Genomic DNA, 23,831 nt, shown 5'->3' on the forward strand with positions numbered 1-23,831 from the left:
TTACTCCGTAGAAGGCTGGGTGGCTGAAGGCATGGCAATGCGGGACGGGCCACCGAAACCCACGGCTACCAGGTTGCCGTCACGGGCCTCGATGGCCGCGGTCAAGGGTGGCCCGGGCTGGCTACCCAAGGGCCGCGCCACCGCCCCATCGGTAATTTGAAGCAGGCCGCCCGCCTGATTGATCACCAGCGTGCCTGCAGGCCGCGCCACCAGCGCATTCACTGATACGGGAATGGGGTTGGTCACGGTGTCGAATTGCTCGGTGCGTGGATCGAACGCCAGCAGGCTGCCACGCAAACCGCCCAGCAAAATGCGCTGGTCTGGCAACGCGCCCAAAGCAAAGAAACTGCCTTCGTATGGCGTGGGTACCGCGTCGAAGTGCGCGCCGTCGTGTGCCGAACGTAAGAACAAGCCTTGCTCGCCAGCGACGTACAGCGCCGCGCCTTGCCGTTGGATGGCGTACAGATGCAGCCCTTGCGGGTTAGGCAGCCGGCCCATCCAGGACTGCCAGGTAGCGCCGCCATCTTCGGTGGCCATGGCCAGGCCGTAGGCGCCCACAACCACACCATGGCGGGCATCGCTGAAACTCAGCGCCAGCCACGGCTTGTCGGCACCGTCGGCCACTAACCGTTTAGCCGCGCCCAGCCGGGCTTCGTCGCCTGAGGCCTGGGCGGCGTTCAGTTCCAGCCGTGCGACTTCGGTGCCGTCCAGCTGCAGAGCCCAGTGCTCGCCGCCGTCGTCGCTGTGCAACACCACACCCGCGTGGCCGATGGCCCAGCCCTGGCGGTTGTCGACAAAGCGAACGGCGGTCAAGGTATTGGTCACTGGCACCGTGGCCGGGCGCCAGCCATTACCGTTGTCGTCGGACAGCAGCACGGTGCCCCGCTCGCCCACCGCCACCAGGCGATCGCCGGCGCGGGTAATGTCCAGCAGCACCGCGTGCAGCCCTTGGGCGGCGGCGGGTTTGGGCGCGACCGCAGTGGCAGCATGGACCGGGCCGGCGAGCAGCGCGCCCGCGAGCACGGCAAGGGCAATCAGCCTGTTGGCGTTCATCTCAGCGCACGCCTTCGCCAGCGAGGGCGTCAGGGGTGAACACGCTGTCCTTGTAGGCATTCACTACTCGGTACTGTTCGCTCTTGCCGGCGAAGATGTCACCGGTAAACCAGGCGCCCGAGAGCAGGTCGTAGAAGCCGTTGGTGAGGGTGACCACGCCTGGTAGGTCCGGCAGCACTACCGGGGTGGTCCAGAGCGCCTTGGCCAGCTGGTTCTGCGCGTCGTAGCGCTCGCCCAGCACCGCAGCCCAGGTGTCCTCGTCCACGTAGTAGGTGCTGCGCGGCATCACATGGCGCTTGCCCGCCTTGAGGGTGGCTTCCACTACCCACACGCGGTGCAGTTCCCAGCGCAGCGCGGAAGGGTTCAAATGGTGCTCGCCCAGCAGGTCGGTGGGGTTGGCAGCCGTGAACACCTTGTTGGCGTTGTACGGGATGTAGAGCTCTTTCTTGCCTACCAGCTTCCAATCGAAGCGGTCCAGCCGGCCGTTGAACACATACAGCTCGTCGAAGCTCATCACGCCCGCCGTGGCCGGGGTAGGCGTGTCGCAGCAGGCGTTGGGCAGGCGGCGCACCCGGCGCTGGCCCGGCAGGTAGGTCCACACGCCCGCGTTGTCGGCGTTGATGTTTTCACGGCCGGTGATGGCTTCGCCGGCACGCAGGGGTGGGCCATCGTTCACCATGCGAATGGACCAGAAGGTGCCGTCTTTCTTGCCGCCATCGGGCAGGTACCACGGCATCTGCATGTCGGCACGCGAGTCGTTGGTGAGCACGTGCTTGCCGTCGGCGGTGGTCAGGTATTGCGTGAAGTTGGCGTGCCAGGACGCACCGCGCCAACGCAGCAGGTGGTTCCACATCACCTCCACGCCCGCCTTCGGGATCGGGAACGGAATACCACCCTGGGCGTTTTCCGGCATGGCGCCGGCGGAGCCCTCGGTCAACTTCGCGCCAGTGGCGTTGGCGTAGGTCGCGTCATACACCGCCTGGGGTGCAGCGGCGGTGCGGTGGGTGGCATACACGTCGATCTTGTAGCTGTCCGGGTACTTCTTGAGCATGGCCTTGGTGCCTTCGGACAGTTTGTCCGCGTACTGGGCCATGTTCTGCGCAGTGATGGTGAACAGGGGTTTTTCGCTGGCGAAGGGATCGCTGCGCTTGCCGTCGCCACCACCGGCCTGCACCAGCCCGCCGCTCCAGGCCGGGATGCTGCCGTCGGCGTTGCCGGCCCGCTCGGCGCCCAAGGGCGTGAGGGAGGTTTTCAAGGTGTCGGCTTCGGCGGCGCTGACGGCGGCCTGCGCCGGATTGGCCAGGCAGGCGGCAGCCAGTAAAGCGACCGACAAGGCACTCAGGCGGTGGCGAAGGTTCATGGACAATCCCCTTTATTGTTAGAAAGTACGGCTGACGCTGAACGCCAGGAAGTCACGGTCAATCAGGCTTTGTTCGAAGGTGTAATTGCTGCTGGCGTCCAGGAAGGTGTCGCTGCGGCCGTAGTAATGCGTGTAGGTCAGCCCCACGTTCCAGGTATTGAGGTAGTTGCCCTTGATACCAATGTTCAGGTCGCCGCCACGGTTGGCGCCAAAGCCGGTGCCCAGCGCCATCGAGGCGCCGTGGGTGTAGCTGGCACCGATCGGCACGCTCACGTCCCAGCCAGGGAAGGCCTGGCGGTACATGGGCTCGTACACGGTGCGCAGGCTCCACGCATCGCGGTCGGCGTTGGGGTCTACGGCATCGGCGTTGCGGGTTACGCTGAGCACGCGGTTCCAGGCAATCTCGCCCACGAAGCTGGCTTCCTGGGACACGAACGACGGGCCCAGGCTGGCCAGCCAGGAGAGGTTGGCGTGCAGCGTGTGGCCGGTGGCATACACCGCGTCGTCGGCGTCGTTGGATACGCCCTCGCCCGCCACCAGGTTGCTCTGCAGGGTGGACGCCAGCGGCTGATGCCAACGGGTGGACAATTCGCCAGCGATGTTGAATTGATCAAGCGTGGTGGAGAAGCTCGCGCCTACCGCCTCAATCCCTTCCGGGTACGCCCAGTAGTAATTGCCGGCGTAGCCGCTCACCGGGTTCAGGTTGGCGAAGTCGGGCCGCACGATCAGCTGCGGGCTTTTGTCGTGGAAGCGAATGGCATAAAAGCCGAAGTCGTAGTTGTCAGTGCGCCAGCGCAATTGCACTCCGCCCTGCCCCGAATCCTTCGCCTGCTTGGTACTGCCACGGTAGAACGCCAGCGGCCCGGCACCAGGGAACAGCGGGTCGCCCACGATCAACCGCTCGTTGCCGTCGCCGAAGAAGTCGTCGGTAGAGAAGTAACTCCCCGAGGCGGGCAGGCGGTTGGCTTCCCACTCGAACTGGTAATAGGCGCCAATGCTCACATCGGGCGTGAGTTGCAGCTGGCCGGACATCTGCTTGACCGGGCGGATCAGTTCCTTGAACTGGGTGTTGGGCACAGACAACCCCTTCACCACGTCGATCGGTGCCATGCCGCCGGCAATGCCGTTCATGCCGTAGAACAGGCTTTCGCCCCACTGCATGGCGTATTGGCCCAGGCGCGCCGAGGCCGGCATTTCACCCACGTCCCCTTTGGCGAACACGAAGGCATCGAGCAGCTCGGCCTTGCGCCCGTGGAGGGTGCGGGTGCCGTCAGGGAAGTCATCACCGTCGAAGCTATTGATGCGATCGGCGGCGTTGTTGTCAGTGTTGCGGTTATAGGCATCGTCGTACCAGGCCGCGCCGCTTATCCGGGCGCCGACGTTCTGGTAGGTGATGTCCATTTCCGACAGCACGTCCACACGGCTGGAGATCAGCCCCTTGTCGAAATTGCGGTCGCCGTCGTCCAGGTTCAGCGAGGTGCTGCCTTCGGTGAGCCGGTCGGACTGCCCCTCGGTACGCCAGGCGGCGCTGTACTTGAGGGTGTTGTCCCAGCGAATGCGCAGGTCCGGGTTGCCCGTGTCGAACTCGAATGCCTGGCTGTGCCCCGGCGCCCCCAACAGGGCAGCCGCCACCAGCGCTGCGGCCGGGGTAAGCGCGCAGCCAGCCCCTGCCCCGCGCAGCCCAAGCCGCGCGGCGGATATACGAAGTGCCATGGTGATTCCCTCGTTTTTATTCTTTTTTAAGGCGTCTCATCCGTAGGAAGCGGGCGCAGCTCGCGAATAGATTTATGGCCCCTATTCGCGAGCTTCGCCGGAGAGCCGGCCTCCCGCTTCCCACAAAGCTAGGCTGTCAAGCTCTTAGGCGGCTCAGACAGGCTGCGCGGTGAGCTCCAGCATCCGCTTCACCAGCCCGATCCGGTCGAACGCCCGGTCCTGTTGCATTTCCTTGTCGCCGGCCAGCACCGATTGCTCGCTGATGAACTTGCAGCGTTCGAAGCGCCGCGCCATGAAGCGCTGGAGTTGTTCCTCCAGGGTGCCGCCGGCGGTGAGCTCCTCGCCCAATACCACAGCGTCTTCGATCGCCATGCCGGCGCCCTGGCCCAGGTGGGGCGTGGTGGCGTGGGCGGCGTCGCCGATCAGCAGCACGCGGCCGCGGTACCAGGGCTCGTCCACGAACACCACTTCCATGGGCTTGTAAACTACCTGGCTGCTGTCCACGATCTGCTCGCGCAGCTCGCCGATGATCCCGCCGAAACCGGCCAGGCGAGCACGCATCTGCTCGGCCAAGGTGGTGGCGTCCATCCAGGGGTTTTCGGGTTCGTGGGAGGTCAGGAACATGTACATCAGGTTGCCGGCCAGCGGCACCAGCCCGGCGTTGCCGGCAGCGCTCTGGAAGTTCGCCAGGTGGTCGATGTGCGGCGCCCGAGGGAAATTGTGGCGCCATACGGCTTGCCCGGTGAAACGCGGTGTGTAACGGTCGCCGAACAGCAGGCCGCGGATCTGCGAGTACAGCCCGTCGGCGCCGACCACCAGGTCGTAGCGGCCACTGCTGCCATCGGTGAACAGCACATCAACGCCGTCCGCGTCTTGGCTCAGCGTTTCCACGGCCAGGCCCAGGCGGATGTTCGCGCCCAGGTTGCCGGCGGTGTCGCTGAGCACATGGTGCAGTGCCAGGCGCGAAATACCCACGTTCGCCGGGTACTGTGGGCCGGCCAGGCGCTGGCCGGGAATGCGCGCCAAGGTTTGCCCTTCAGGGCCGTAGATGGCGACGTCCTCGAAGGGGTACGCCGCGCCCAGGTAGGCATCGAGTACGCCCAGCCGGGACATTTCCCGCACTACGTTGCTCTGCTGGATAATCCCCACACCGTACACGGTCCACTCGGGCTTGAGCTCGATCAGGTCGACTTTCAACCCCTGCCGGCGGAGCGAAATGGCCGTACACAGGCCACCGATCCCACCGCCCACGACCAGAACATTGTTCACTGAACTCATGGCTTGACTCGCTTGTTTTTATTGTGGGTCGTTGATGCCAGCCTGGCACCGCGCCGTTTGATCGGCATTACGGCGTATCTGGCACCGATTTGACTAATCGCATGTTCGGATGGGATGTATCGCCGTTCGCGATACCTCGGCCGCTCCGTTTTTTTACGTTTCCAACCACACCTCGCCCCCCTCCACGTGGTGGCTGACGGCGGTCAGGTGCTCATCCAGGCACGGCCCGTACACACAGCGGCCATCCACCGGATCGAAGCGCGCGCCGTGGGCGTAGCAGATGATCCAGGCGCCGTCGGCCGAGAGGTAACGGTCCTTGCGGTATTCCAGCGGTACGTCCAGGTGCGGGCAGCTGTTGCGATATACCCGCACCTGGCCTTGATGCAGCAATGCGAACACCTGGTCGTGGCCGGCGCCCCAAGGGTCGAACCCTCGGGACTGGCCTTCGCTCAGTTGCGCCAGCGCACACAGGCGCGTTACACCTGCCATAGCGCTTAGCCTTGCTTGGGTGGCGGGCCGCTCGGCGCCCACTTCTCACGGCTGGAGAACAGGAACAACTGCGAGTTGTCGGCGGACATGGGTGCGAACCGCGCGGCCCAGGCGTCGTCGTGCTTGTCCATGTCGGCGTCGTACTCGATGTGGCAGCCCAGCGGGCTATTGAAGTACCAGAACCAGTTGCTGCCGAACAGGTGACGGCCCGGGCCCCAGAAGCTGGTCCAGCCCTTGGCCGCGAAGCGTTGGCCGGCAAGCAGAACTTCGGTGCCGCTGCCCATGTGGAAGGTGAAGTGCTCGCAGCCTTTCATGTGCGGCGGGGTCTGGATCATGAACAGGCAATGGTGATCGTCCGAGCCTGCCGGGCGCATGAACGGCCCTACGCCTACGAAGGTGTCGGTGATGCGGAAGCCCAGGCGATCGGCATAGAACGCGCCAGCCTTGGTGGAATCGGGCACGAAATACACCACATGCGACAGCGTGCGCGGCTTGGCCTCCATGTCCGGTGAAATGCCCACCTGGTTCAGCGGCCGCTGGGGCTCGCTGCCCGGGGCGTTGGTGAGGTCCGCCGGGGCGATGATCGGCCGCCGCTGCGCCACCTGGAAGGCGATATGGAAGCCCATGTCGTCCACGCTGTGCAGGCTGCCATCCGCATCGCGGCGTACTTCGCGGTCGCGGGCCAGTTCGTCCTCGATCGCGGCCAGGTCTTCTGCGCTGGCTACTGCATAGATGGTTTCACGCAGCGACGGCGCCGGGCCGATGGCTGGCGGCAGGCTCGCATCATCGGCCCGGCGAATGATAATGGCGGTACCGTCCAGTGCTTCAAAACGCCCGCCGTTGCCGTCCAACCCTACGGGGTCCAGCCCGTAGTCACGCAGGCAATCGGTACAGGCCTGGATGTCGTCGACACCGAAGACCAGTGCGTCTAGGCCGATGATATTCATGCGAACCACTCCGTTCTTGTAATTGGAATCGGCGCCTGGCCGACTTGGAACAGAGCCTGAACGGTGGGCGATTAGCTGACCAATCGTGTGTAAGGATGCGATGTATCGCGCGGGGCGATACCTGAAGCGAACCGTTGACCCACCCCGTAGGAGTAGGCGCCGGCCTGCGAACTGCTGCTCTTCGGGCCATTCCGGGCGCAGCTGGCGAACAGAAACAACCTAGTGCCCCACGCGATACCTCCTATCCCCGGATACGATTGGCAGCGATACCCCGGCCTTCCTTATGGTGCAGTGATGCGCGCCTGCCCTCTTCAGCGCGCGGCCCTTTCGCAACGCACAAGGACAACAAGAAATGTTCAAGTACTTCCCCACCAATTACGTGTGGAACCTCTCGGTAGACCTGGCCATTGAAATGGGCGCCCGCATGGGCGAGATCGAGGAGATGTGCGCGCCGCTGCAGGAGGCTGCCAAACAGCCGGACAAAGCCGGCACCGAGGCGTTCCGGGAAACCTGGGCGAAAATGGCCGACAAGCTGTGCGGCCTGGCCGAGGAAGACGAAAGCGCCGGGCGGTTGCTGTCCGCTGGCGAGAAGTACAACCGTGCGGCCACCTATTACCTCACCTGCGAGCGCTTGCAGGCCCACGGCGCGCCAGGTCGGGCTGACCTGTACCAGCGTTTCCTGAGCACCTTTGCCCGCGGCATCGCGCTGTCGAAAGAGAATTGCGAACGGGTGGAAATCCCCTACGAAGGCGCTCACATCTCTGGCCTGCTGGTTCGGGCCGAAGGCGTGGAAGGGCCCGCGCCACTGCTGGTGCAGGTGAACGGCCTGGATTCCACCAAGGAAATGAAATACCGCGTGGGCCTGCCTGCGTGGCTGGCCAAGCGGGGCGTGTCTTCGCTGATCATTGACCAGCCAGGCACCGGCGAAGCGCTGCGCCTGCATAACCTTACCGCCCGTTTCGACAGCGAGCACTGGGCCAGCCGCGTGGTGGACTGGCTGGAAACCCGCGCGGATGTAGACCCCAAGCGCATCGGCATGGAAGGCGTGTCGCTGGGCGGTTACTACTGTCCTCGCGCCGTGGCCTTCGAGCCGCGTTTCGCCTGTGGCGTGGTGTGGGGGGCCAACCACGACTGGCGCGACGTGCAGAAGCGTCGGCTGGAAAAGGAAGGCGACTTCCCGGTGCCACACTACTGGGCCCACGTGCGCTGGGTGTGGGGTGCGAAGGATCAGGACGACTTCATGGCCATCGCCGAGAACGTGCACCTGGACGGCGTGCTCGACCGCATCAAGGTGCCCTTCCTGGTCACCCACGGCGAAAAGGACTCGCAGATCCCGCTCAAATGGGCCCACCGCACCTATGAGCAACTGGTCAACAGCCCTCGCCGGGAGCTGAAGGTATTCACCGAGCGCGAAGGTGGCGTGCAGCATTCCAGCTTCGACAACAGCATCAATGCTGGCCAGTACATCGCTGACTGGGTGGCAGAAGTGTTGGGCGGCCGGGTCGCGTAGGCACTCGGCATTCACCCCGCCTCTTGGGTCTGCTAAGGTGGCGCCCCTTATCCATGCCAGCACACAGGGGGCCCCTTGGCCGCGCTCGAAACCCTCACCGCCGACCTCTTCGAAGTGGACAAGCGCCTGTCGCTCAAGCCCGTCACCGATTTCAACGCCTACCTTCGAGGGGCCTTCGGTGACGGCCCTTGCACCTGTGTGCGCTGCCAGCAAAACGGCGGAAACGACAGCGGCTACACCCTGCGCCATACCTTTGTGTTCGCGGGTGCCCAAACCCACCGCCGCTTCGCCAATACCAGTGCCAGCGATGTGTTGTTGATGCTGAAGAAGGCGTGGCTCTCCTATACCAAGGCAGAACTGCCCACTACCGGCGCGCTGGACGTTGATACCGTACAGAGCTTCGTGGAGCCTGGCCTGCATGAACGGTTGCTGCCATTGTTGCGGGCTAGTGGGTTGGTGAGTGAAGTAGACGGCGAGTTGATGCTGAACAAGCCGATGGAAGGCTAAGCAAAAAGGCGAGAGGTAACTTCAAATATCATAGGTTTTTGGGTATACCGGGGAGCCATATACGGGGGCCGCCGCCGTCATACTTCCTACGGATTTCTCGGTAAGCTCAACCAGTTCGCCAAAGGTCTTTACGTTTCTAACAGCATCACTATCCAACGTGACGTTCAGTTTTTCTTCGATCTTCTTGATCAACGCCGGAAGACTGAACCCATCTGCAAGCCCACCGGGAATCAGTGTTTTTGACGTGATAGAACTGCTTAGTTGCTCAACAAGTATTGTTTTGATATCTGCTTCATAAGACATGATCGTTTCCTTTCTTAAGGTTCAGGCGCAGGTCAGGCCTTTGCACTTCGGTGTGCCGATACCGCGGTCCAACCTGCCGGTTGCATTATTCTTCACCTTCGTTGATTGCTGCGCACCGCTATGTCAATATCCAGCGCCAAAGTCCATGAGGGCATTATTGAGCTCAAGGCTGGTAGATTCCCGGACCGAAGCCATCATCATCGACCATGCGCTCAAGGCTGTATCCAACCAACTTTGAATTCACAAGCTGTACAAGACTTCCAAAGCTGTTGGCCTGCTCACGCTCCGCGACATTTAAAACAATCTTAAATTTCTGTTCTATCTTATTCAGTATTTCGGGAAAATCGAGTGCATCCGGCAGGGCAATTGGTAGATGCGTCGAGGGTATAAGGAAGCTCGTCAACTGCTCGGCGAAGATTGCCTTGATGTCTGATTCCACGGACATAGATGTTTCCTCCAATGGGGTAAGGACATCCTGACACGACCGACACGTGCCCAACACTAACAACTCTGCCAGGTTTCCTTTCCGTCCGTCGCCCTACCCTTCGTCCAACCCCAACACTTTCAAGCGCCGATAAAGCGTCCGCTCACTCAGCCCCAAATGCGCCGCCAGTGCCGTGCGCGAGCCGTGGAAGCTCGCCACCGCCTGCGCCAGCCTGTCGGGCCGAGCTGTATGGGCGATGGGTTACGTAACAGTTTTTTTGATTATGATCTGCAGAAGATCACCCACTGTTTTGGCTTTTACAGCTTCATCTTCGGTAATTTCTATGTTGAAATTACCATCCAACTCCTGGATCACTTCCACATAATCAAGCGAGTCGGCACCCAAGTCGGAAATTAAAGCCGTTGATGTAACTTTCTCGTTTTCAAGATTTAGTTCTTTCGCAATGATCTCTTTAGCCTTGCGCTTGATTTCCACGATTTCCTGGGTGCGCTGCTGTTCCGCCTCGACCCTCGCCGCCTCGATTTCCTCCGGGCTCAGATAACCTTTTGCTTTAATCAGATTGACAATGTCATTAACGGTCCTGACTTTTTCTGCCTCCTCATCTTCAATCGAGATCTCGAACGCCTCTTCCAGCGACATAGTAATTTCGATCGCATCAAGTGAGTTTGCGCCAAGATCGCTCGCCAGTTCAGCAGCCGGGACAACTTTATACTTATCGACATTAAGTTCGTCGCTAATTATTTTCCTGACCCTATCCTCGATATCTGACACGGTATTTCTCCCACTGAGTGATAAGGAGATTCTGTGCTACCGCTTTCACCCATAAAACTGGCAACTCTGCCAGGTTTTCGCGCCGCCCGTCGTCTCACCCCTCATCCATCCCCAATGCCTTCAAGCGCCGGTACAGAGTGCGTTCACTCAGCCCCAAATGGGTCGCCAGCGCCTTGCGTGAGCCTTGGAACCCCGCCACCGCCCGGGCAAGCGTGTCCTGCTCGCTTGGCAGGGATGCCAGCGGCAGCTCATCCATGGGCAAGTCCCGCCGGCGAATCACCCCATCGCTGGCCATCAGCTGTGCGCGCTCCAGCACGTTGCGCAGCTCTCGAATGTTTCCTGGGTAGCGATAGGCCTGCAGCCAAGCCATGGCGTCGGCGGAGACCTGCCACGGCGTGCCTTGCGCTGTGCGGCGCAGCAGGCTGTCGATCAGCAGCGGCAGGTCTTCGGCGCGCTCGCGCAAGGCTGGCAGGCGCAAAGTGAACGCGTTGATGCGGTAATACAGGTCCTGGCGGAAGCTGCCCGCCGCCACCATTTCGGCCAGCGGCTTGTGGGTGGCGGCCACCAAGCGAAAGTCCGAATGCAGCGTGCGCAGGCTACCCACGGGCCGGAAGCTGCCGGATTCGATCAGCCGCAGCAGCTTGGCCTGGGTGGCCAGCGGCACTTCGCCAATCTCGTCGAGGAACAACGTGCCGCCATGGGCGGCTTCCGCCAGCCCGGTCTTGCGGGTGGCGGCCCCGGTGAAGGCACCCTTTTCGTGTCCGAACAACTCGCTCTCGAACAGGGTCTCGCTCAAGCCTGTGCAATCGACCACCACCAACGGCCCGCCTGCCCTGGGACTGGCCGCATGCAGGGCGCGGGCGAACAGCTCCTTGCCTGTGCCGGATTCACCCTGCAGCAATACCGGGATCTGCGACGGTGCGGCCCGCTCCAGGTCGGCAAGGGCACGCTGGAAGGCGGGTGCGCGCCCTACCAAGCCGTGCTCGCTGGGCTGGGCCGCCGCCACGTCCAGCGAACGCAGCCGTTCTACGTAACCCAGTAATTCGCCGCCCTCGCCATACAACGGGCGCAGTTCCACGTCCACGTGTTCGGGCCCGCGCGGCGTGTGGTGAACATGCAACACCCGCTCCGGCAGGCGCGTTTCCCGCGCCTTGCGCATGGGGCAATGCTCGCCGGCACGGTCGCACGGTACGTTGTACCCGTGCGACACCTGATGGCAGGTGTGGCCGATCGGCGCCTGGCCGCGCTGGCCGAACTGCTGCCGGTAGGCACGGTTGGCAGCGACGATATGGTAAGCCGTGTCCAGCACGATGGCAGGCAGCGGGTCATGTTCCAGGTAGGCGCTCAACGCCAGAGGATCGAAGGTGGTCACGGGGAGTTCCATTGCAGGCAGGCGGGGAAATACTGCCACTGACTGCCAAACACTGCCAGCACCGCTGCCTCAAGTGGCAGTTCCATGAAGCGCGGTAGGCGCTTGACCCAGCAAACGTTGGCTTGGCTGGATGGCACAGATATTGAGTTACCCGACCATCGGCTGCGGTCACCCTCGCCGTTTTGGAGCCCTCATGATGCACCTGCAAACCGACGCCTACCGGGTGGAAGCGTTCTTCGACCCGGCCACGTGCAGCCTGAGCTATCTGCTGCTCGAGCGCGCCACCCAAGCCTGCGCGTTGATCGATGCCGTGCTCGATTACCAGCCCGCCACCGGCCAGACCTCTACGCTGAACGCTGACAGAATGATCGCGCGGGTGGGCGAGCTCGCGGCCCGGGTTGAGTGGATACTCGAAACCCATGTGCATGCCGATCACCTGAGTGCCGCCAGTTACCTCAAACAGGCCCTGGGCGGGCGGATCGGTATCGGTGCCCGCGTGGTCGAGGTGCAGGCTGCCTTCAATCGCTGGTTCCCGGGCACGGACGACACAGCGCCGTTCGACGAGCTGTTCACTGACGGTGAGCTACTGACGCTTGGCAATTTGTCGATCGAGGTACTGCATACGCCCGGCCACACGCCAGCCTGCGTCAGTTACCTGTTCGCCGACCCCGGGCAGCCCCTGGCGTTCGTGGGCGACACGCTGTTCACGCCAGACTACGGCACCGCCCGCTGTGACTTCCCGGGCGGCGATGCCCGCACGCTGTACCAATCGATCCAGCGGTTGCTGCGCCTCCCAATGCACACCCGGCTGTTGCTGTGCCACGACTACCGGCCAGAAGGCCGTCCGTTGCAATGGCACACCACGGTTGCCGAGCAGCAATCCGGCAACCGCCATGCGAACGCCTGTATCAGCGAGCAAGCCTTCGTGGAAATGCGCAAAGCGCGCGACGCCACCCTGTCGATGCCAGCGCTGATGTTGGCCGCAGTGCAGGTGAACCTGTGCGCCGGCGAACTGCCCCCCGAGGAAGCCAACGGCTTGCGTTACCTGCGTATTCCCCTCAATGCCTTCAAGGACACCCCATGACCCACACGCTACCCGTTCACGACGTGGTAATCGTCGGCGCAGGCGCCGCGGGTATCGCGACCGCCGCCAGCCTGCTCCAGCGCGCCCCCGGGCTGGACGTACTGCTAGTCGACCCCGCCACCGAACACTTCTATCAGCCGGGCTGGACCCTCGTCGGCGCAGGCGTGTTCAACCAGGCCAGCACTCGCCGCGAGACTGCCACGCTGATTCCGCCAGGCGCGAAGCTGCTGCAAGCCGCGGTGATCGGGTTCAACCCCGCTGATAACCAGGTATTGCTGGCGAACCGCCCCGCGCTGGGCTATCGCCAGTTGGTTGTGTGCCCAGGCCTTGTGCTGGACTGGGCCGACATCGATGGCCTGGAAAGCACGCTTGGCCAGCACGGCGTGACCTCGAACTACCGCTACGATCTGGCCCCCTACACATGGGAACTCACCCGGCAGCTGCGCAACGGCCGGGCGCTGTTCACCCAGCCCGGCATGCCGATCAAATGCGCCGGTGCGCCGCAGAAGGCCCTTTATCTGGCCTGCGACCATTGGCGCCGGGAAGGCCGTCAGGGCGCAGTGCGGGCCGAGTTCCTCAACGCCAACCCCAGCCTGTTTGGCGTGGCCGCCTATGTACCTGCGTTGCAGCGATATATCGAGCGTTATGAAGTGGACCTGCGCCTTCGCCATCGGTTGGTGGCAGTGAACGGCCCCCTGCGGCAGGCCACGTTCGAAGTCACTGCCAGCGATGGCAGCACCCATGAGGACACGCGCGCGTTTGACCTCCTGCATGTGGTACCACCACAGTGCCCACCCTTGGCAGTGAGTGGCAGTCGCTTGGCGGACGCCAATGGGTGGCTGGATGTAGACCCGCACACGCTGCGCCATCGCCGATTCGCCAACGTTCATGGGCTGGGGGACGTCATCAATACCAGCAACGCCAAAACGGTCGCAGCGGCCCGCAAACAGGCGCCGGTGGTCGCGCACAACGTGGCGGCAGCCCTGGGCAAGGCACGCGGCACGGCCCGCTACGACGGTTACGGCGCGTGCCCGCTCACGGTTGAACGCGGCCGTATCGTGCTGGCCGAATTTGCCTATGGCGGTGCGCTGGCGCCCTCCTTCCCCCAATGGATGCTCAAGGGCACCGAGCCTACCCGCCTGGCGTGGTGGCTGAAGGCCCACGCCCTGCCGGCGCTGTACTGGCACGGCATGCTGCGCGGGCGGGAATGGCTGGCCCGGCCCACGCTGGAAGCGATGCCGTGACGCTGGCCTATCTGGCCAGCGGCCTGGGCGCGGTGGCAGGCCTGGTGTTGGGGCTGACCGGTGCGGGCGGTGGTGTGTTGGCGTTGCCGCTGCTGGTATTCGGCCTCGGCCTGAGTATTCCCCAGGCCGCCCCTATCGCACTGCTGGCGGTGGGGTTGTCTGCCCTGCTCGGCGCGGTGATCGGCCTGCGCCAACGCATCGTGCGGTACCGGGCCGCGGCGTTGATCGGCGCCTGTGGAATCGCCACCGCGCCGCTCGGGGTGTGGCTCAGCCATCGCCTTCCCGCGGTGCCGCTGGCAGCGTGTTTCGTAGCCGTACAAACCTGGGTGAGCGTGCGTTTATGGCGGGGCGCTGACCCATCGGAGCGGCCGTTAGCTCAATGCCCTTGCCGATTGGACCGCAGCACCGGCCAACTGCACTGGACCACCTCGTGCGCGCAAGCGCTAGCAGGGACCGGCGCTCTGGCAGGCGTGTTGTCGGGCCTGCTCGGGGTGGGCGGCGGCTTCGTGATCGTGCCCGCGCTGCGGCGTTATACCGACCTGGAAATGAACACTGTGGTAGCGACATCCCTGGCGGTGATTGCCCTGGTCGCACTGGCCACCGGTGGCGCAACCATGGCCAGCGGCGTGGCTAATAGCGAACTCGCCCTACCCTTCGCAATGGGGAGTGCAGCGGGCCTTCTGCTTGGCCGCCGGTTAGCCCCTCGTTTCAGCGGGACCACCCTGCAAAGGGCATTTGCCCTGGCAGGCTTCGCTGCAGCCGTGGCGATACTGGCAAGAAGCCACATTTTCGGCTGATTTTGCCGTATATCGGAGCGGTACGCACCGTTTGTAAATCCAATGGAATTTTGCGCGCCATACAAGGCTCCGTTAAGTCGGTAATGATCAACGGGATTGATTGGAAATGCCTACGCCAACGCTTTTCGTCATCGACTATCGCCTTCACGGCGCACCCAAGAGTTTTGTGATCCGCCTCGACCGCATGGACAACGCCGAAGCGTGGCATTGGGCCAGTTGCGATGCGGGGGTCGGGCACATACCTCGCCACCGTCACGACAAGATAAAACGCACCTCCAAACCTATGGCCGAGAAGTTCGGGATTACCGACGTGCGCTGGCGCGCGGCGGGTATGCAGCCACCCGTGGAAGCGCCAGTGGCCGACCGCGCCGCCGGTTAGCCACAACGGCCGCGTAGTAGCAGGCCAGACACAACCCCGGCGAATGCAGTGCCGGGGTTTTTTACACCTGCCGATCGGCACTGGTGTTCCCCCTTTCCTCAACTACCGTTGTATCGCCGCTAATACAATGAGCGCCGAGGCGGCCGGCCGCGCCCTCACGTTCCCCCCCGGCTTTCAGGAGCTACTGCCATGCCTCTTATTTACGATGCCCGCGACTACGGCGCGGTTGGCGATGGAGCCACGGACGATACCCAGGCCATCCAGGCCGCCATCGACGCCGCAGCCGAGACCGGGGGCCAGGTTTACCTGTCCAGGGGCACTTACGTGGTGAGCGGTGACACCTCCCAAACCTCCGGGCCGTGCCTTATCCTGCCGAGCGGCGTGAGCCTCGTCGGGGATGGCGCCGCCGACACAAGCCTTAAACTGGCCAACGACTGGAGCAAACCCGTCACCGGTATCGTGCGGGCCGCCATGGATGCACAGGACGTTGGGCTGTCTGACCTTACGGTGGATGGCAACAGCGCCCATACGAGCGGGCGCGTGGATGGCTTCAGTACCGGCGCCGGCCCCTGGGACAGCGGCACCACCACCGCCGTGACCGTGAGCGGTGTGACGTTTACCAACTGCAGCGGCAATGGGCTGAACGCGCAACAAGGTACCTTCGCCCTGAGCGTGACCGACAGCGTGGCGACCGGCAGCGGCCTGGACGGCTTTTATGCCCACCTTGTAGGCACCGCCGAGGGTTATGTGGACGCGGGTGGGTTCCAGGACAACCTCAGCGAAGGCAACGGCCGTAACGGCTTTACCTTGTTGCTGGACAATTACCGCACCACCCTGGCCGACAACGACGCGCTGGAAAACGGCGGCCGCGGCATTCTGGTCGAAGGCCAACCAGGCGAAGCCTTCTCTGAACGGGTGGTGCTCACCGGTGGCGAAATCGCCGACAACGGGGCCGAAGGTCTGCTGCTCAAGCTCACCGACTTCAGCCGGGTGAGCAACGTGACCGTGCACGACAACGGTGGCGCGGGCATCGGCTTGTATGGCTCCAGCGCTAACACGATCGCGGGCAACGTGCTGTACAACGACGCCAGCACCTTCGGCAATGCCGAGGTGGTACTGCAGGCCTCGGACGATTCGGACGTGGGCGCCGTGGACGCTGTCACCGGCAACGTGGTGTACAACAACCTGATCGGCGGCGGCAACGCCAGCTATGCGGTGTCCGAACGCAACGAAGACATCACAGGCTTCAACACCGTGTTCGATAATTACTTCAGCCGCTTCGGCGATCCCGCCACGGTGTTCTACGGCACCGACAGCAGCGCCTTCAGCAATAACGACAACCTTACCGTGGCCGGCACCGCCGGCAATGATGTGCTGGCCGCCACCGAAGCATCCGATACGGCGCTTTACGGCTTCGGGGGCAACGACCGGCTCACCGGCGGCCTCTACGACGACGTGCTGTACGGCGGCGCCGGGGTGGACCGGCTCACCGGCGGGGCCGGCGCGGACACCTTCCGTTTCACTCGCGCCAGCGACAGCGTACGGGGCGCCAACGACCTGATAACGGACTTCGTCGCCGGCGAAGACAAGCTGGACCTTGCCAGCCTTGGCTACAGCGGCCTGGGCGATGGCCACAACGGCACCTTGCAGCTCAGCTACAACGGCAGCCTGGGGCGGCACTATTTGCGCAGCCTGGATGCCGACAGCGACGGCCATTACTTCCAGCTGGCGCTGGTGGGCAACGTCAACGAGATACAGGCCAGCGACTTCGAAACCCTGGTGCAGGGCACCTCAGGCCGCAATACCCTCACCGGCAGCGATAATGGCGAAACGCTCAGGGGCCTGGCCGGCGCGGACACCCTCAGCGCCGGTGCTGGTAATGACTATGTGATTGGCGGCGCGGGCGCCGACCAGCTCACGGGCGGCGACGGCAACGACGTATTCGTGTTCGACGCGCTGCGCGACAGCTATGCCAACGGCACCCGGAGCGTGGACAATAGCGACACGATCACCGACTTCCGCTACGACCATGACGTGCTTGACCTCTCGGCGTTGCGCTTCACCGGGTTGGGCACCGGCTATGACCACACCCTGGAAGCCACACGCACGGGCGGTGACATGGTGCTGCAGTCGCTGGAAGCCGATGCCAACGGCAACTACTTCAAGCTGGTGCTAGAAGGCGTGAGCTATATCAACAATGCCGCGATCCGCTTCGGTGCGCCCACGACCACGCACTTCAATGCCGAACCCACCAGCTACGACGATTACTACATCGATGAACCCACCGCCAATGACGACACCCTGGTGGGCTATTACACCAATGATCGCCTCAACGGCCTGGCCGGTAATGACACCCTGCGCGGGGAAGCGGGCGACGACATGCTCGATGGCGGCGCCGGCAACGATACGCTCGACGGCGGAAACGGCAATGATCAGGTGGCGGGCGGCCGGGGTGATGACACCTTGACCGGTGGCAGCGGCAACGATGTGTTGACCGGCGGTGCTGGCCTGGACCAGCTCACTGGCGGCTCGGGAGACGATACCTTCCGCTTCCTCGCCTCCACCGATAGCGCGCGCGGGATGAGTGACGTGATCACGGATTTCGATGCCAACCATGATCGGCTGGATGTGGCCGCGCTGGGCTATACAGGCCTGGGAAGCGGCCGCGACGGCACCTTGAAGGTGAGCTACAGCGCCACGGCCGACCGCACCTATGTGAAAGACTTCACTGCAGGCGCAGACGGCGAGCGGTTCGAGATCACCCTTAACGGCGACCTCAGCCATGCGCTAAACGCCGATGCGTTCGTATTCGCACCGGCGCCCGAGCAGGATCTCGCCTTGCTAGGCGTGGCCGCTTGAAGCCATTCCCGGGGTTCCCCCGGCCCTACACTCCGGAGCCGGGTGAAACCCGGGAATTATCCGCCGGTATCAATACCGCCAGATCACATCCACAAACGCCCGGTGCATGTAGCTGTCCACCTGGCTGCCGTAGGCATCACCCAGCTTGAACACACCGCCGCGCAAGCGCACGAGGGCCGAGGGCTCGTCGATGGATTGGCTTAGCGACGCTGGCAACAGGCCCTGTTTGAAGTAGCGGGTGACTACGAGGTCCAGCTCCTGGCCCAGGTCTTTCTCGCCATCGCGCAGGGGCAGGCTGCTGCTCGACAGCAGGTCACCGGTGCCGCTGTCGTATTCGTTGTCATACGCGGCAACGCCACGGCTGGTGATGCCCTTGTCGCCGTCCACGCGCCAGAAGCGGTGGTAGATCAGGCTGGCGTCGTAGTCTTCACGCAGGGTCCATGAACCGAACAGGGTGGCGCTTTGCAGGTTGGTCATGTCGCCGCGGAAGGCTTCGCCGAAGCGGTGCACACGGGAGTTGATGCCGGTGTAGGTAGAGCGGTTGCTCTCCAGGCCGTTCTGCTCGTATTCGCCGCTGGCGCGAGCATAGGCTGCACCCACCTGCCAGCTTGGGTCCAGGCGCAGGCGCAGGCCAAGGTCGGTGGCCCAGCCGCTCACATCGCTGTGGCTGGAAGCTTCGCCCGGCAGGTTGCCGTTGCTGTCCAGGCTGTTCACCTTGTCGTGGTTACCCTTCAGGCCAGTAAGGCTGGCCCAGTAGTTCCAGGTGTTGGTGTTGCGGCGGGCATTGTAGGCGTCGCTGCTGGCTTCGATGCCGAACCAGGTCAGGTCGCCGTTCTGGGTCTTGTCCAGCGGGTCGCTGGCCTGGCCCACCCGAGCGTAATCCAGGCTGCCGTTATCGCGGGTGTGGTGCGCACGCACGCCGACCCACTGCCCGGGGTTCCACTGCCAGGACGCATCGGCGAACAGGTGCAGGCGATCCTTGTCGGTGGGCGACAGCTCTTTCAGGTCGGTGCGGTAGTCGCTGAAACGCTGGGCCGTGCCCAGGTTGGCCTTGAGCAAGGTGGTGTCGAAGGTCCACGCCAGGGCTTCGATATTGGTGTCGCGCCACTGGCCGTCGTCGTTGCGCAGCCGCTGGCGGCCAAATTTCAGCTGCTCGCCCGGGTACGGAGTGAGGCCGCGGTAGCCCACCCAGAACTCGCGCATGGCCAGGTAGCTTTTTTTCGGCTCACGGTCGCTGTTGCTGCTTTGCGCGGCCTCGCTGGTGTCCTGCTGCAGTGTGTCGGTTTCGACAATGTCCGTCGCCGTGACCGCCTGCCCCATGGCATAGGCGCTCCAGGCGCCCCGCTGGAAATACGCCCAAGGGCGCAGGTCCAGGCCCAGCCCGTTCACGTCGCCGTGGGCTGCGGTCCCCAGGTCGCGATCCCCTTCCGTTTGCGCTGTGGCCTTGATCTCCAGGCCAAACTGGCTACCGTCTGCGGTAGCGGCCATGGCGGGTAGCATCCAGGCCAGGGAACATCCAAGGCCGACCCCGGCCGAAACCCACTGCTTCATCTTCAATCCTTGTGCATTGGCAAATAGTTATACGTCGCCGGATACACTCGCGGCTGCGTGCGGCGGCGATGATAGCTTTCAGCCAGTGCAGTGCATACCCCAATTATTCGCGGCAACGGAACGTTTTCATGACCACAGCCAATGTTTCAAGTGTTTGGGCCTGGCCCCTGGCCCGGTTCCGCGATGCCCTTGCCGGCCTGGAACCGGTCCCCAGCTGCGGCGCAACTGCAGCCGTATGTGGCGACCTGGGGCTGGCGTTGATCGTGATGGCCCTTGGCAAAAGCCAGGCGCGCGAGGCGCACCCTGCTCGAGAAATACTGCTGGCCGAAGCACGCGCCCTGCTGCCAGTGCTCGCCGCGCATGCTGATGGCGATATGCGGGACTTTGGCCGCTTCATCGAAGACCTGCCCCATACCGAGCCCGAGGATGCCCAGCGCCAGCGTGACGTCGCGGTGCTGGTGAGCCGCACTCACCAGGCCGCGCACGATATACAGAAAGCGCTGGAACTTGCGGTGACCGCCCTGCCCCTGGCAACCCCCAGCCTGCGCTGCGACGTAAAGGCGGGGGGCTTGATGCTGCACGCCAGCGTGCACGCCTTGCTGCTCAACCTCGCCGAAGACGCCCCACTGCTGCAGGACCACGGCCGCACCGATTACTACGAGGCGCAACGAGAGGCACTGGAACAACGTGCCGACGCGGCTGCCCGGGGACTGCGTACGAATTGACTGTCAGAAGTCGTAACGCGCCGTAGCCCCGAGGGTGCGTGAGCCACCGAGCAGGCCTTCATAACCGCCATTGCCGGCAGTCCAGAGCGTGGTGTAGTAGGTTTTGTCGAAGGCGTTTTTCAGCCACAGCGACACGTCCCATTGCCCTTCCCCTGCGTCCCCGCGCAGGCCCACCGAAAAGTTACTGATGGCGTAGGACGGGATTTGCGCGTACTCCGAGTCCTCGACCGTGCCCACCGCGTGGGAGCGCAAGGCCCAACTGGCGGTCACGTAGGGCTGTAGCCCGTTCGCCAGCTGCCACTGGTACTGGCTGTTGGCATTGAAAATCCATTTGGAGGCGCCTACCACGGTGTGCCCGGTGAGGTCGCAGGACGCTGGCGCGCCCGCTTGCAGGCTCACTTCCGGTGGGCAAGGCGCATCCTTGTACGACAGGTAGCGCACATCGTTGTAGGAGCCGTTGACGTTCAGGGTCAAGCCGCGCAGCGGAACCCAGGTACTTTCCACCTCTACCCCGCGGGAGCGCACGGAGCCCGCGTTAGTCAGGTACTGCACACGGTTGTCGCTGTCGTAGGCATTGGTCTGGTAACCGTTCACCTGAGTCCAGAACAGGTTGGCGTTCAACTGCAGGCGCCGATCCAGCAGCGTGCTTTTGAAGCCAAGCTCGGCGTTGTTTGCCCGTTCGGTGCCGATCAACAGCGAATCCGCGCCAGCAGCAGGCGCGGTGCCCACTGCCAGGTTGACCCCACCCGACTTCTCGCCATGGGACAGCGTGGCGTAGCCCAACAGGTTGTCATTGAAGTGGTAGCTGAGGTTGAGCAGCCCCGACGGGCTGGCGGTGTACTGGTTAAGGTCGCCGGAGTCATACGCCCCGGCACGGCCCACACGCGCCGCTGCGGCGGCACCGCTTACTGTGGCCCCGCCCACCGGCGCATCGCGGGTCACCCAGGCACTTTTTTCTTCATAGGTGCCGCGCAGGCCGGCGGTGAAGTCCAACCGGGGCGTGAGGTGCCAGGTGCCTTGGGCGAACAGCGCGAAGCTATCGGTTTCGATGTGCCCATTGCCGATGCTGCTCACATTGGCCAGTGCGCCGGGTGCCGTGCCGTTCCAGATATCGGCCTGGGGCCCGTAATAGCTGAAGGCTTGGTTGTCCAGGTCGGAGCCGAAGTAGTAGGCGCCCACCACGTAATCGAACGCACCGCCGGTGGGCGACGCCAGCCGCAGCTCCTGCGACCATTGCTTGTCCTGCACCGATACCCCGGCGTTATAGGCAGCGGTAGTGTTCAAGCCGTCATCGTTGCGAGGGGTGAAGTCCCACCAGCGATACGAGCTCACCGAGGTGAGGGTGAAATCGTTGGCCAGCTTCCAGTTCGCTTCCAACGAGGTGCCGCCCTGGAACACGGTCACCTGCTGCGGCCCGTTGAGGTTCACCTTGCGGTCGGTGCCGTCCACCAGCGTGGCGCCTGCGGCCGCAGCACGGCTTTCATACAGCTTCACACCATTGATGGTCGGGCCGGTACTGTAGAGCACTCGGGTGCCGGCCGATGAATCCTCTTCGTTGTAATCGGCGATCCAGCGCAGGTTGAAATCCTCGCTGGGCTTGTACAACAACTGCCCGCGAAAGCCTTGACGCGCACCGCCGTTCAGGTCGTGGCCGTCGTATTCGTTCTTGATGTCGCCGTCGCTGCGGGTGCGATAGGCTGAAATACGCCCAGCGAGGGTTTCGCTTAATGGCCCCGACAGAGTGCCCTTGGTTTGAAAATAGCCGTCCTCGCCCACTGAGGTTTCAATGCTGCGCTCGGGGGTGAAGCTGGGCGCCCGCGTGCCGATGTTGATCACCCCGGCCGTGGTGTTCTTGCCGAACAGCGTGCCCTGGGGGCCGCGCAGCACTTCCAGTTGCTCGATGTCCATCAGGTCGAACACGGCCATGCCCGGCCGCCCCAGGTACACGTTGTCCAGGTACAGCCCCACGCTGCCCTCCAGGCCATCACTGGCCGGATTGTTCCCCAACCCGCGGATCGACACGCTGGACTGGCGCGCATGCATGTAGGCCACGTTCACACTGGGCACCAGTTGCTGCAGGTCCTGGATGCGGTACACCCGCTGGGTTTCCAGCGTTTGCCCGTTCACCACTGACATCGGCGTGGGCACGTCCTGGGCGCTTTCTTCACGGCGGCGGGACGTTACGGTGACGGTTTCGAGATGATCCTCCGCCCGGGGGCTGTCGGGGGCAGTGACGTCATCGGCAGCCAAGGCGCCCGTGGCACTGGCGGCAAGCAATAACGCCAGCGCGAGGCGGCTGGGGCGGGCACCGGGTGGGCCGCTGAGGATCGCAGGCATGACAAGCTCCTTGGTCATCTAGTTATTCCATCCAGATATATATTTAGCTTTTCTTAAATATTTACTGAATAAGGCGATGACTTTATAAAGAGCGCCACCCCTTCAGGCAATTGCATTTGCCGGATACTTCGGATGTGAATCATGCATATCGATCTGCGTCAGCTGCGCCACTTCCTTGCCCTTCACGAGCACCGCAGTTTCGTGGCTGCCGCCATGGCGGTTAACCTTTCCCAGTCGGCGTTCAGCCGCAGCATCCAGGCGCTGGAGCATCTGGTGGGGCACCAGTTGGTGGATCGCGCCCAAAAGAACCTTCCGCCCACCAAACAAGGGCTGGTAGTGCTGGAACACGCGCGGCGGCTGGTAAGCGGTGCTCATCAGCTATGCAACGAAATTGCCCAGCTCAACGGGATTGAGGCGGCGGAGCTGCGCTTTGGCTGCGGCCCGGCGCCCGCAGCCGGGTTGGTGCCCCGCGCCATCGGCCGGTTTATCGAACGCTACCCACAGGCTCGGGTGAACCTGCAAGTGGAGGACTGGCAGAGCCTGGCGCAGCGGCTGTTGGCGCAGGAGTTCGAGTTCTTCGTGGCTGACACGCGCCAGTTCGAGGCCGACCCGGACTACGAAACCCTGCGCCTGCAGCCGCGCAAGTGGCACTTCTGCTGCCGCCAGGGTCACCCCCTGGCCGCGCTGCCCTCGGTGCCCCCCGCCCGGCTGTTCAGCTACCCGTTGGCAGTGACCATCCGGCCGCCGAACCTGCGCAAGGTGATCGTGGACCTCAGCGGCAAGCCTGACTACGTACCGAGCGTGCAGTGCGAGCACACGGCCAGCTTGCTGTCGGTGGTGCTGCATTCCGATGCCATCGGCATTTGCGGCGCCTATAACGACGCACTGGCCAGCGCGGGTGGCCGGCTGGTACGCCTGACCGTGCAAGGGCTGGACCCCTCCAGCGAAGAGACCTACACCCGCTACGGCGTGGTGTACCGCAGCGGCCGAAGCCTGTCGCCGATGAGCCGGGCGATGATCGACTACATCCGCCAGGTGGATGACGACATGCACGACCAGAGCGATGCACTGGCGCGAATGGCGGTGTAAGCCCGGGGCCGTGCATTA

The 23,831-nt window shown here is 63.6% G+C and carries 21 protein-coding genes and 1 pseudogene; 9 read left to right on the plus strand and 13 right to left on the minus strand.

Annotated elements, in window-relative coordinates; genetic code table 11:
• From AC3Z8Y_RS12710 to AC3Z8Y_RS12735, 6 genes are all read right to left on the minus strand, one after another.
• Entirely contained in the window at window positions 1-1,053 is a 1,053-nt protein-coding gene (locus AC3Z8Y_RS12710; protein ID WP_490086078.1) for a WD40/YVTN/BNR-like repeat-containing protein, read from the minus strand.
• A gap of 1 nt (window position 1,054) precedes the next feature.
• Entirely contained in the window at window positions 1,055-2,413 is a 1,359-nt protein-coding gene (locus AC3Z8Y_RS12715; protein WP_490086079.1) for a DUF1329 domain-containing protein, read from the minus strand.
• 18 nt (window positions 2,414-2,431) lie between these two features.
• Window positions 2,432-4,126 (minus strand): DUF1302 domain-containing protein, encoded by a 1,695-nt coding sequence (locus tag AC3Z8Y_RS12720; protein ID WP_490086080.1) that lies wholly within the window; start codon window positions 4,124-4,126, stop codon window positions 2,432-2,434.
• Window positions 4,127-4,279: 153 nt separating this feature from the next.
• Entirely contained in the window at window positions 4,280-5,404 is a 1,125-nt protein-coding gene (locus AC3Z8Y_RS12725) for an FAD-dependent oxidoreductase (RefSeq protein ID WP_490086081.1), read from the minus strand.
• Between the two features lie 153 nt (window positions 5,405-5,557).
• Window positions 5,558-5,893 (minus strand): Rieske (2Fe-2S) protein, encoded by a 336-nt coding sequence (locus tag AC3Z8Y_RS12730; protein WP_490086082.1) that lies wholly within the window; start codon window positions 5,891-5,893, stop codon window positions 5,558-5,560.
• Window positions 5,894-5,898: 5 nt separating this feature from the next.
• Complete coding sequence (locus tag AC3Z8Y_RS12735) at window positions 5,899-6,840, minus strand: VOC family protein (protein WP_490086083.1); 942 nt, start codon at window positions 6,838-6,840, stop codon at window positions 5,899-5,901.
• 352 nt (window positions 6,841-7,192) lie between these two features.
• Here AC3Z8Y_RS12735 and AC3Z8Y_RS12740 point away from each other — a divergent pair, with 352 nt between their 5' ends.
• Window positions 7,193-8,350 (plus strand): alpha/beta hydrolase family protein, encoded by a 1,158-nt coding sequence (locus tag AC3Z8Y_RS12740; protein ID WP_490086084.1) that lies wholly within the window; start codon window positions 7,193-7,195, stop codon window positions 8,348-8,350.
• Window positions 8,351-8,425: 75 nt separating this feature from the next.
• Window positions 8,426-8,857 carry a hypothetical protein gene (locus AC3Z8Y_RS12745; RefSeq protein WP_490086085.1) on the plus strand — a complete coding sequence of 144 codons (432 nt, stop codon included), beginning with the start codon at window positions 8,426-8,428 and terminating at the stop codon, window positions 8,855-8,857.
• A gap of 21 nt (window positions 8,858-8,878) precedes the next feature.
• On the opposite strand, the gene AC3Z8Y_RS12750 is transcribed toward AC3Z8Y_RS12745, so the two are convergent.
• From AC3Z8Y_RS12750 to AC3Z8Y_RS12770, 5 genes and pseudogenes are all read right to left on the minus strand, one after another.
• A complete protein-coding gene (locus AC3Z8Y_RS12750) occupies window positions 8,879-9,160 on the minus strand; it encodes a hypothetical protein (protein WP_490086086.1) in 282 nt (93 codons plus the stop codon).
• Between the two features lie 163 nt (window positions 9,161-9,323).
• Window positions 9,324-9,605 (minus strand): hypothetical protein, encoded by a 282-nt coding sequence (locus AC3Z8Y_RS12755; RefSeq protein ID WP_490086087.1) that lies wholly within the window; start codon window positions 9,603-9,605, stop codon window positions 9,324-9,326.
• Window positions 9,606-9,698: 93 nt separating this feature from the next.
• Window positions 9,699-9,815: pseudogene (locus AC3Z8Y_RS12760) on the minus strand (helix-turn-helix domain-containing protein); the annotation flags it as partial.
• Window positions 9,816-9,845: 30 nt separating this feature from the next.
• Window positions 9,846-10,376 (minus strand): acyl carrier protein, encoded by a 531-nt coding sequence (gene acpP, locus AC3Z8Y_RS12765; protein WP_490086088.1) that lies wholly within the window; start codon window positions 10,374-10,376, stop codon window positions 9,846-9,848.
• A gap of 94 nt (window positions 10,377-10,470) precedes the next feature.
• The gene (locus tag AC3Z8Y_RS12770) at window positions 10,471-11,760 is read right to left on the minus strand and encodes a sigma-54 interaction domain-containing protein (protein ID WP_490086089.1); all 1,290 of its coding nucleotides are present in this window, start codon (window positions 11,758-11,760) and stop codon (window positions 10,471-10,473) included.
• A 181-nt stretch (window positions 11,761-11,941) separates the two neighbouring features.
• Here AC3Z8Y_RS12770 and AC3Z8Y_RS12775 point away from each other — a divergent pair, with 181 nt between their 5' ends.
• The 5 genes from AC3Z8Y_RS12775 to AC3Z8Y_RS12795 all read left to right on the plus strand — a co-directional run bounded on the left by AC3Z8Y_RS12775 (window position 11,942) and on the right by AC3Z8Y_RS12795 (window position 18,111).
• Complete coding sequence (locus tag AC3Z8Y_RS12775; RefSeq protein WP_490086090.1) at window positions 11,942-12,832, plus strand: MBL fold metallo-hydrolase; 891 nt, start codon at window positions 11,942-11,944, stop codon at window positions 12,830-12,832.
• Window positions 12,829-14,076, plus strand: a complete 1,248-nt coding sequence (locus AC3Z8Y_RS12780) for an NAD(P)/FAD-dependent oxidoreductase (RefSeq protein WP_490086091.1) — start codon at window positions 12,829-12,831, stop codon at window positions 14,074-14,076. Before AC3Z8Y_RS12775 ends, AC3Z8Y_RS12780 begins: the two co-directional genes overlap by 4 nt.
• Window positions 14,040-14,873, plus strand: a complete 834-nt coding sequence (locus AC3Z8Y_RS12785) for a sulfite exporter TauE/SafE family protein (RefSeq protein WP_490086092.1) — start codon at window positions 14,040-14,042, stop codon at window positions 14,871-14,873. The genes AC3Z8Y_RS12780 and AC3Z8Y_RS12785 overlap by 37 nt, the downstream gene beginning before the upstream one ends.
• Window positions 14,874-14,979: 106 nt before the next feature.
• On the plus strand, window positions 14,980-15,252 hold the full coding sequence (locus AC3Z8Y_RS12790) for a DUF6555 family protein (RefSeq protein WP_181117651.1): 273 nt from the start codon (window positions 14,980-14,982) through the stop codon (window positions 15,250-15,252).
• Between the two features lie 189 nt (window positions 15,253-15,441).
• The gene (locus AC3Z8Y_RS12795) at window positions 15,442-18,111 is read left to right on the plus strand and encodes a M10 family metallopeptidase C-terminal domain-containing protein (RefSeq protein WP_490086093.1); all 2,670 of its coding nucleotides are present in this window, start codon (window positions 15,442-15,444) and stop codon (window positions 18,109-18,111) included.
• A gap of 69 nt (window positions 18,112-18,180) precedes the next feature.
• On the opposite strand, the gene AC3Z8Y_RS12800 is transcribed toward AC3Z8Y_RS12795, so the two are convergent.
• Window positions 18,181-19,662: an alginate export family protein gene (locus AC3Z8Y_RS12800; RefSeq protein WP_490086094.1), complete on the minus strand. Its 1,482-nt coding sequence runs from the start codon at window positions 19,660-19,662 to the stop codon at window positions 18,181-18,183.
• Between the two features lie 128 nt (window positions 19,663-19,790).
• Here AC3Z8Y_RS12800 and AC3Z8Y_RS12805 point away from each other — a divergent pair, with 128 nt between their 5' ends.
• The gene (locus AC3Z8Y_RS12805) at window positions 19,791-20,387 is read left to right on the plus strand and encodes a cyclodeaminase/cyclohydrolase family protein (protein ID WP_490086095.1); all 597 of its coding nucleotides are present in this window, start codon (window positions 19,791-19,793) and stop codon (window positions 20,385-20,387) included.
• A 3-nt stretch (window positions 20,388-20,390) separates the two neighbouring features.
• On the opposite strand, the gene AC3Z8Y_RS12810 is transcribed toward AC3Z8Y_RS12805, so the two are convergent.
• Window positions 20,391-22,724, minus strand: coding sequence for a TonB-dependent receptor (locus AC3Z8Y_RS12810; RefSeq protein ID WP_490086096.1), 2,334 nt, complete (start codon window positions 22,722-22,724; stop codon window positions 20,391-20,393).
• 141 nt (window positions 22,725-22,865) lie between these two features.
• Between AC3Z8Y_RS12810 and AC3Z8Y_RS12815 the strand changes: the two genes are divergently transcribed.
• Window positions 22,866-23,813, plus strand: a complete 948-nt coding sequence (locus AC3Z8Y_RS12815; RefSeq protein WP_490086097.1) for a LysR family transcriptional regulator — start codon at window positions 22,866-22,868, stop codon at window positions 23,811-23,813.
• Window positions 23,814-23,831 lie beyond the last annotated feature (18 nt).

The organism is Pseudomonas sp. 3MAES_34.3B (genome assembly GCF_058145875.1).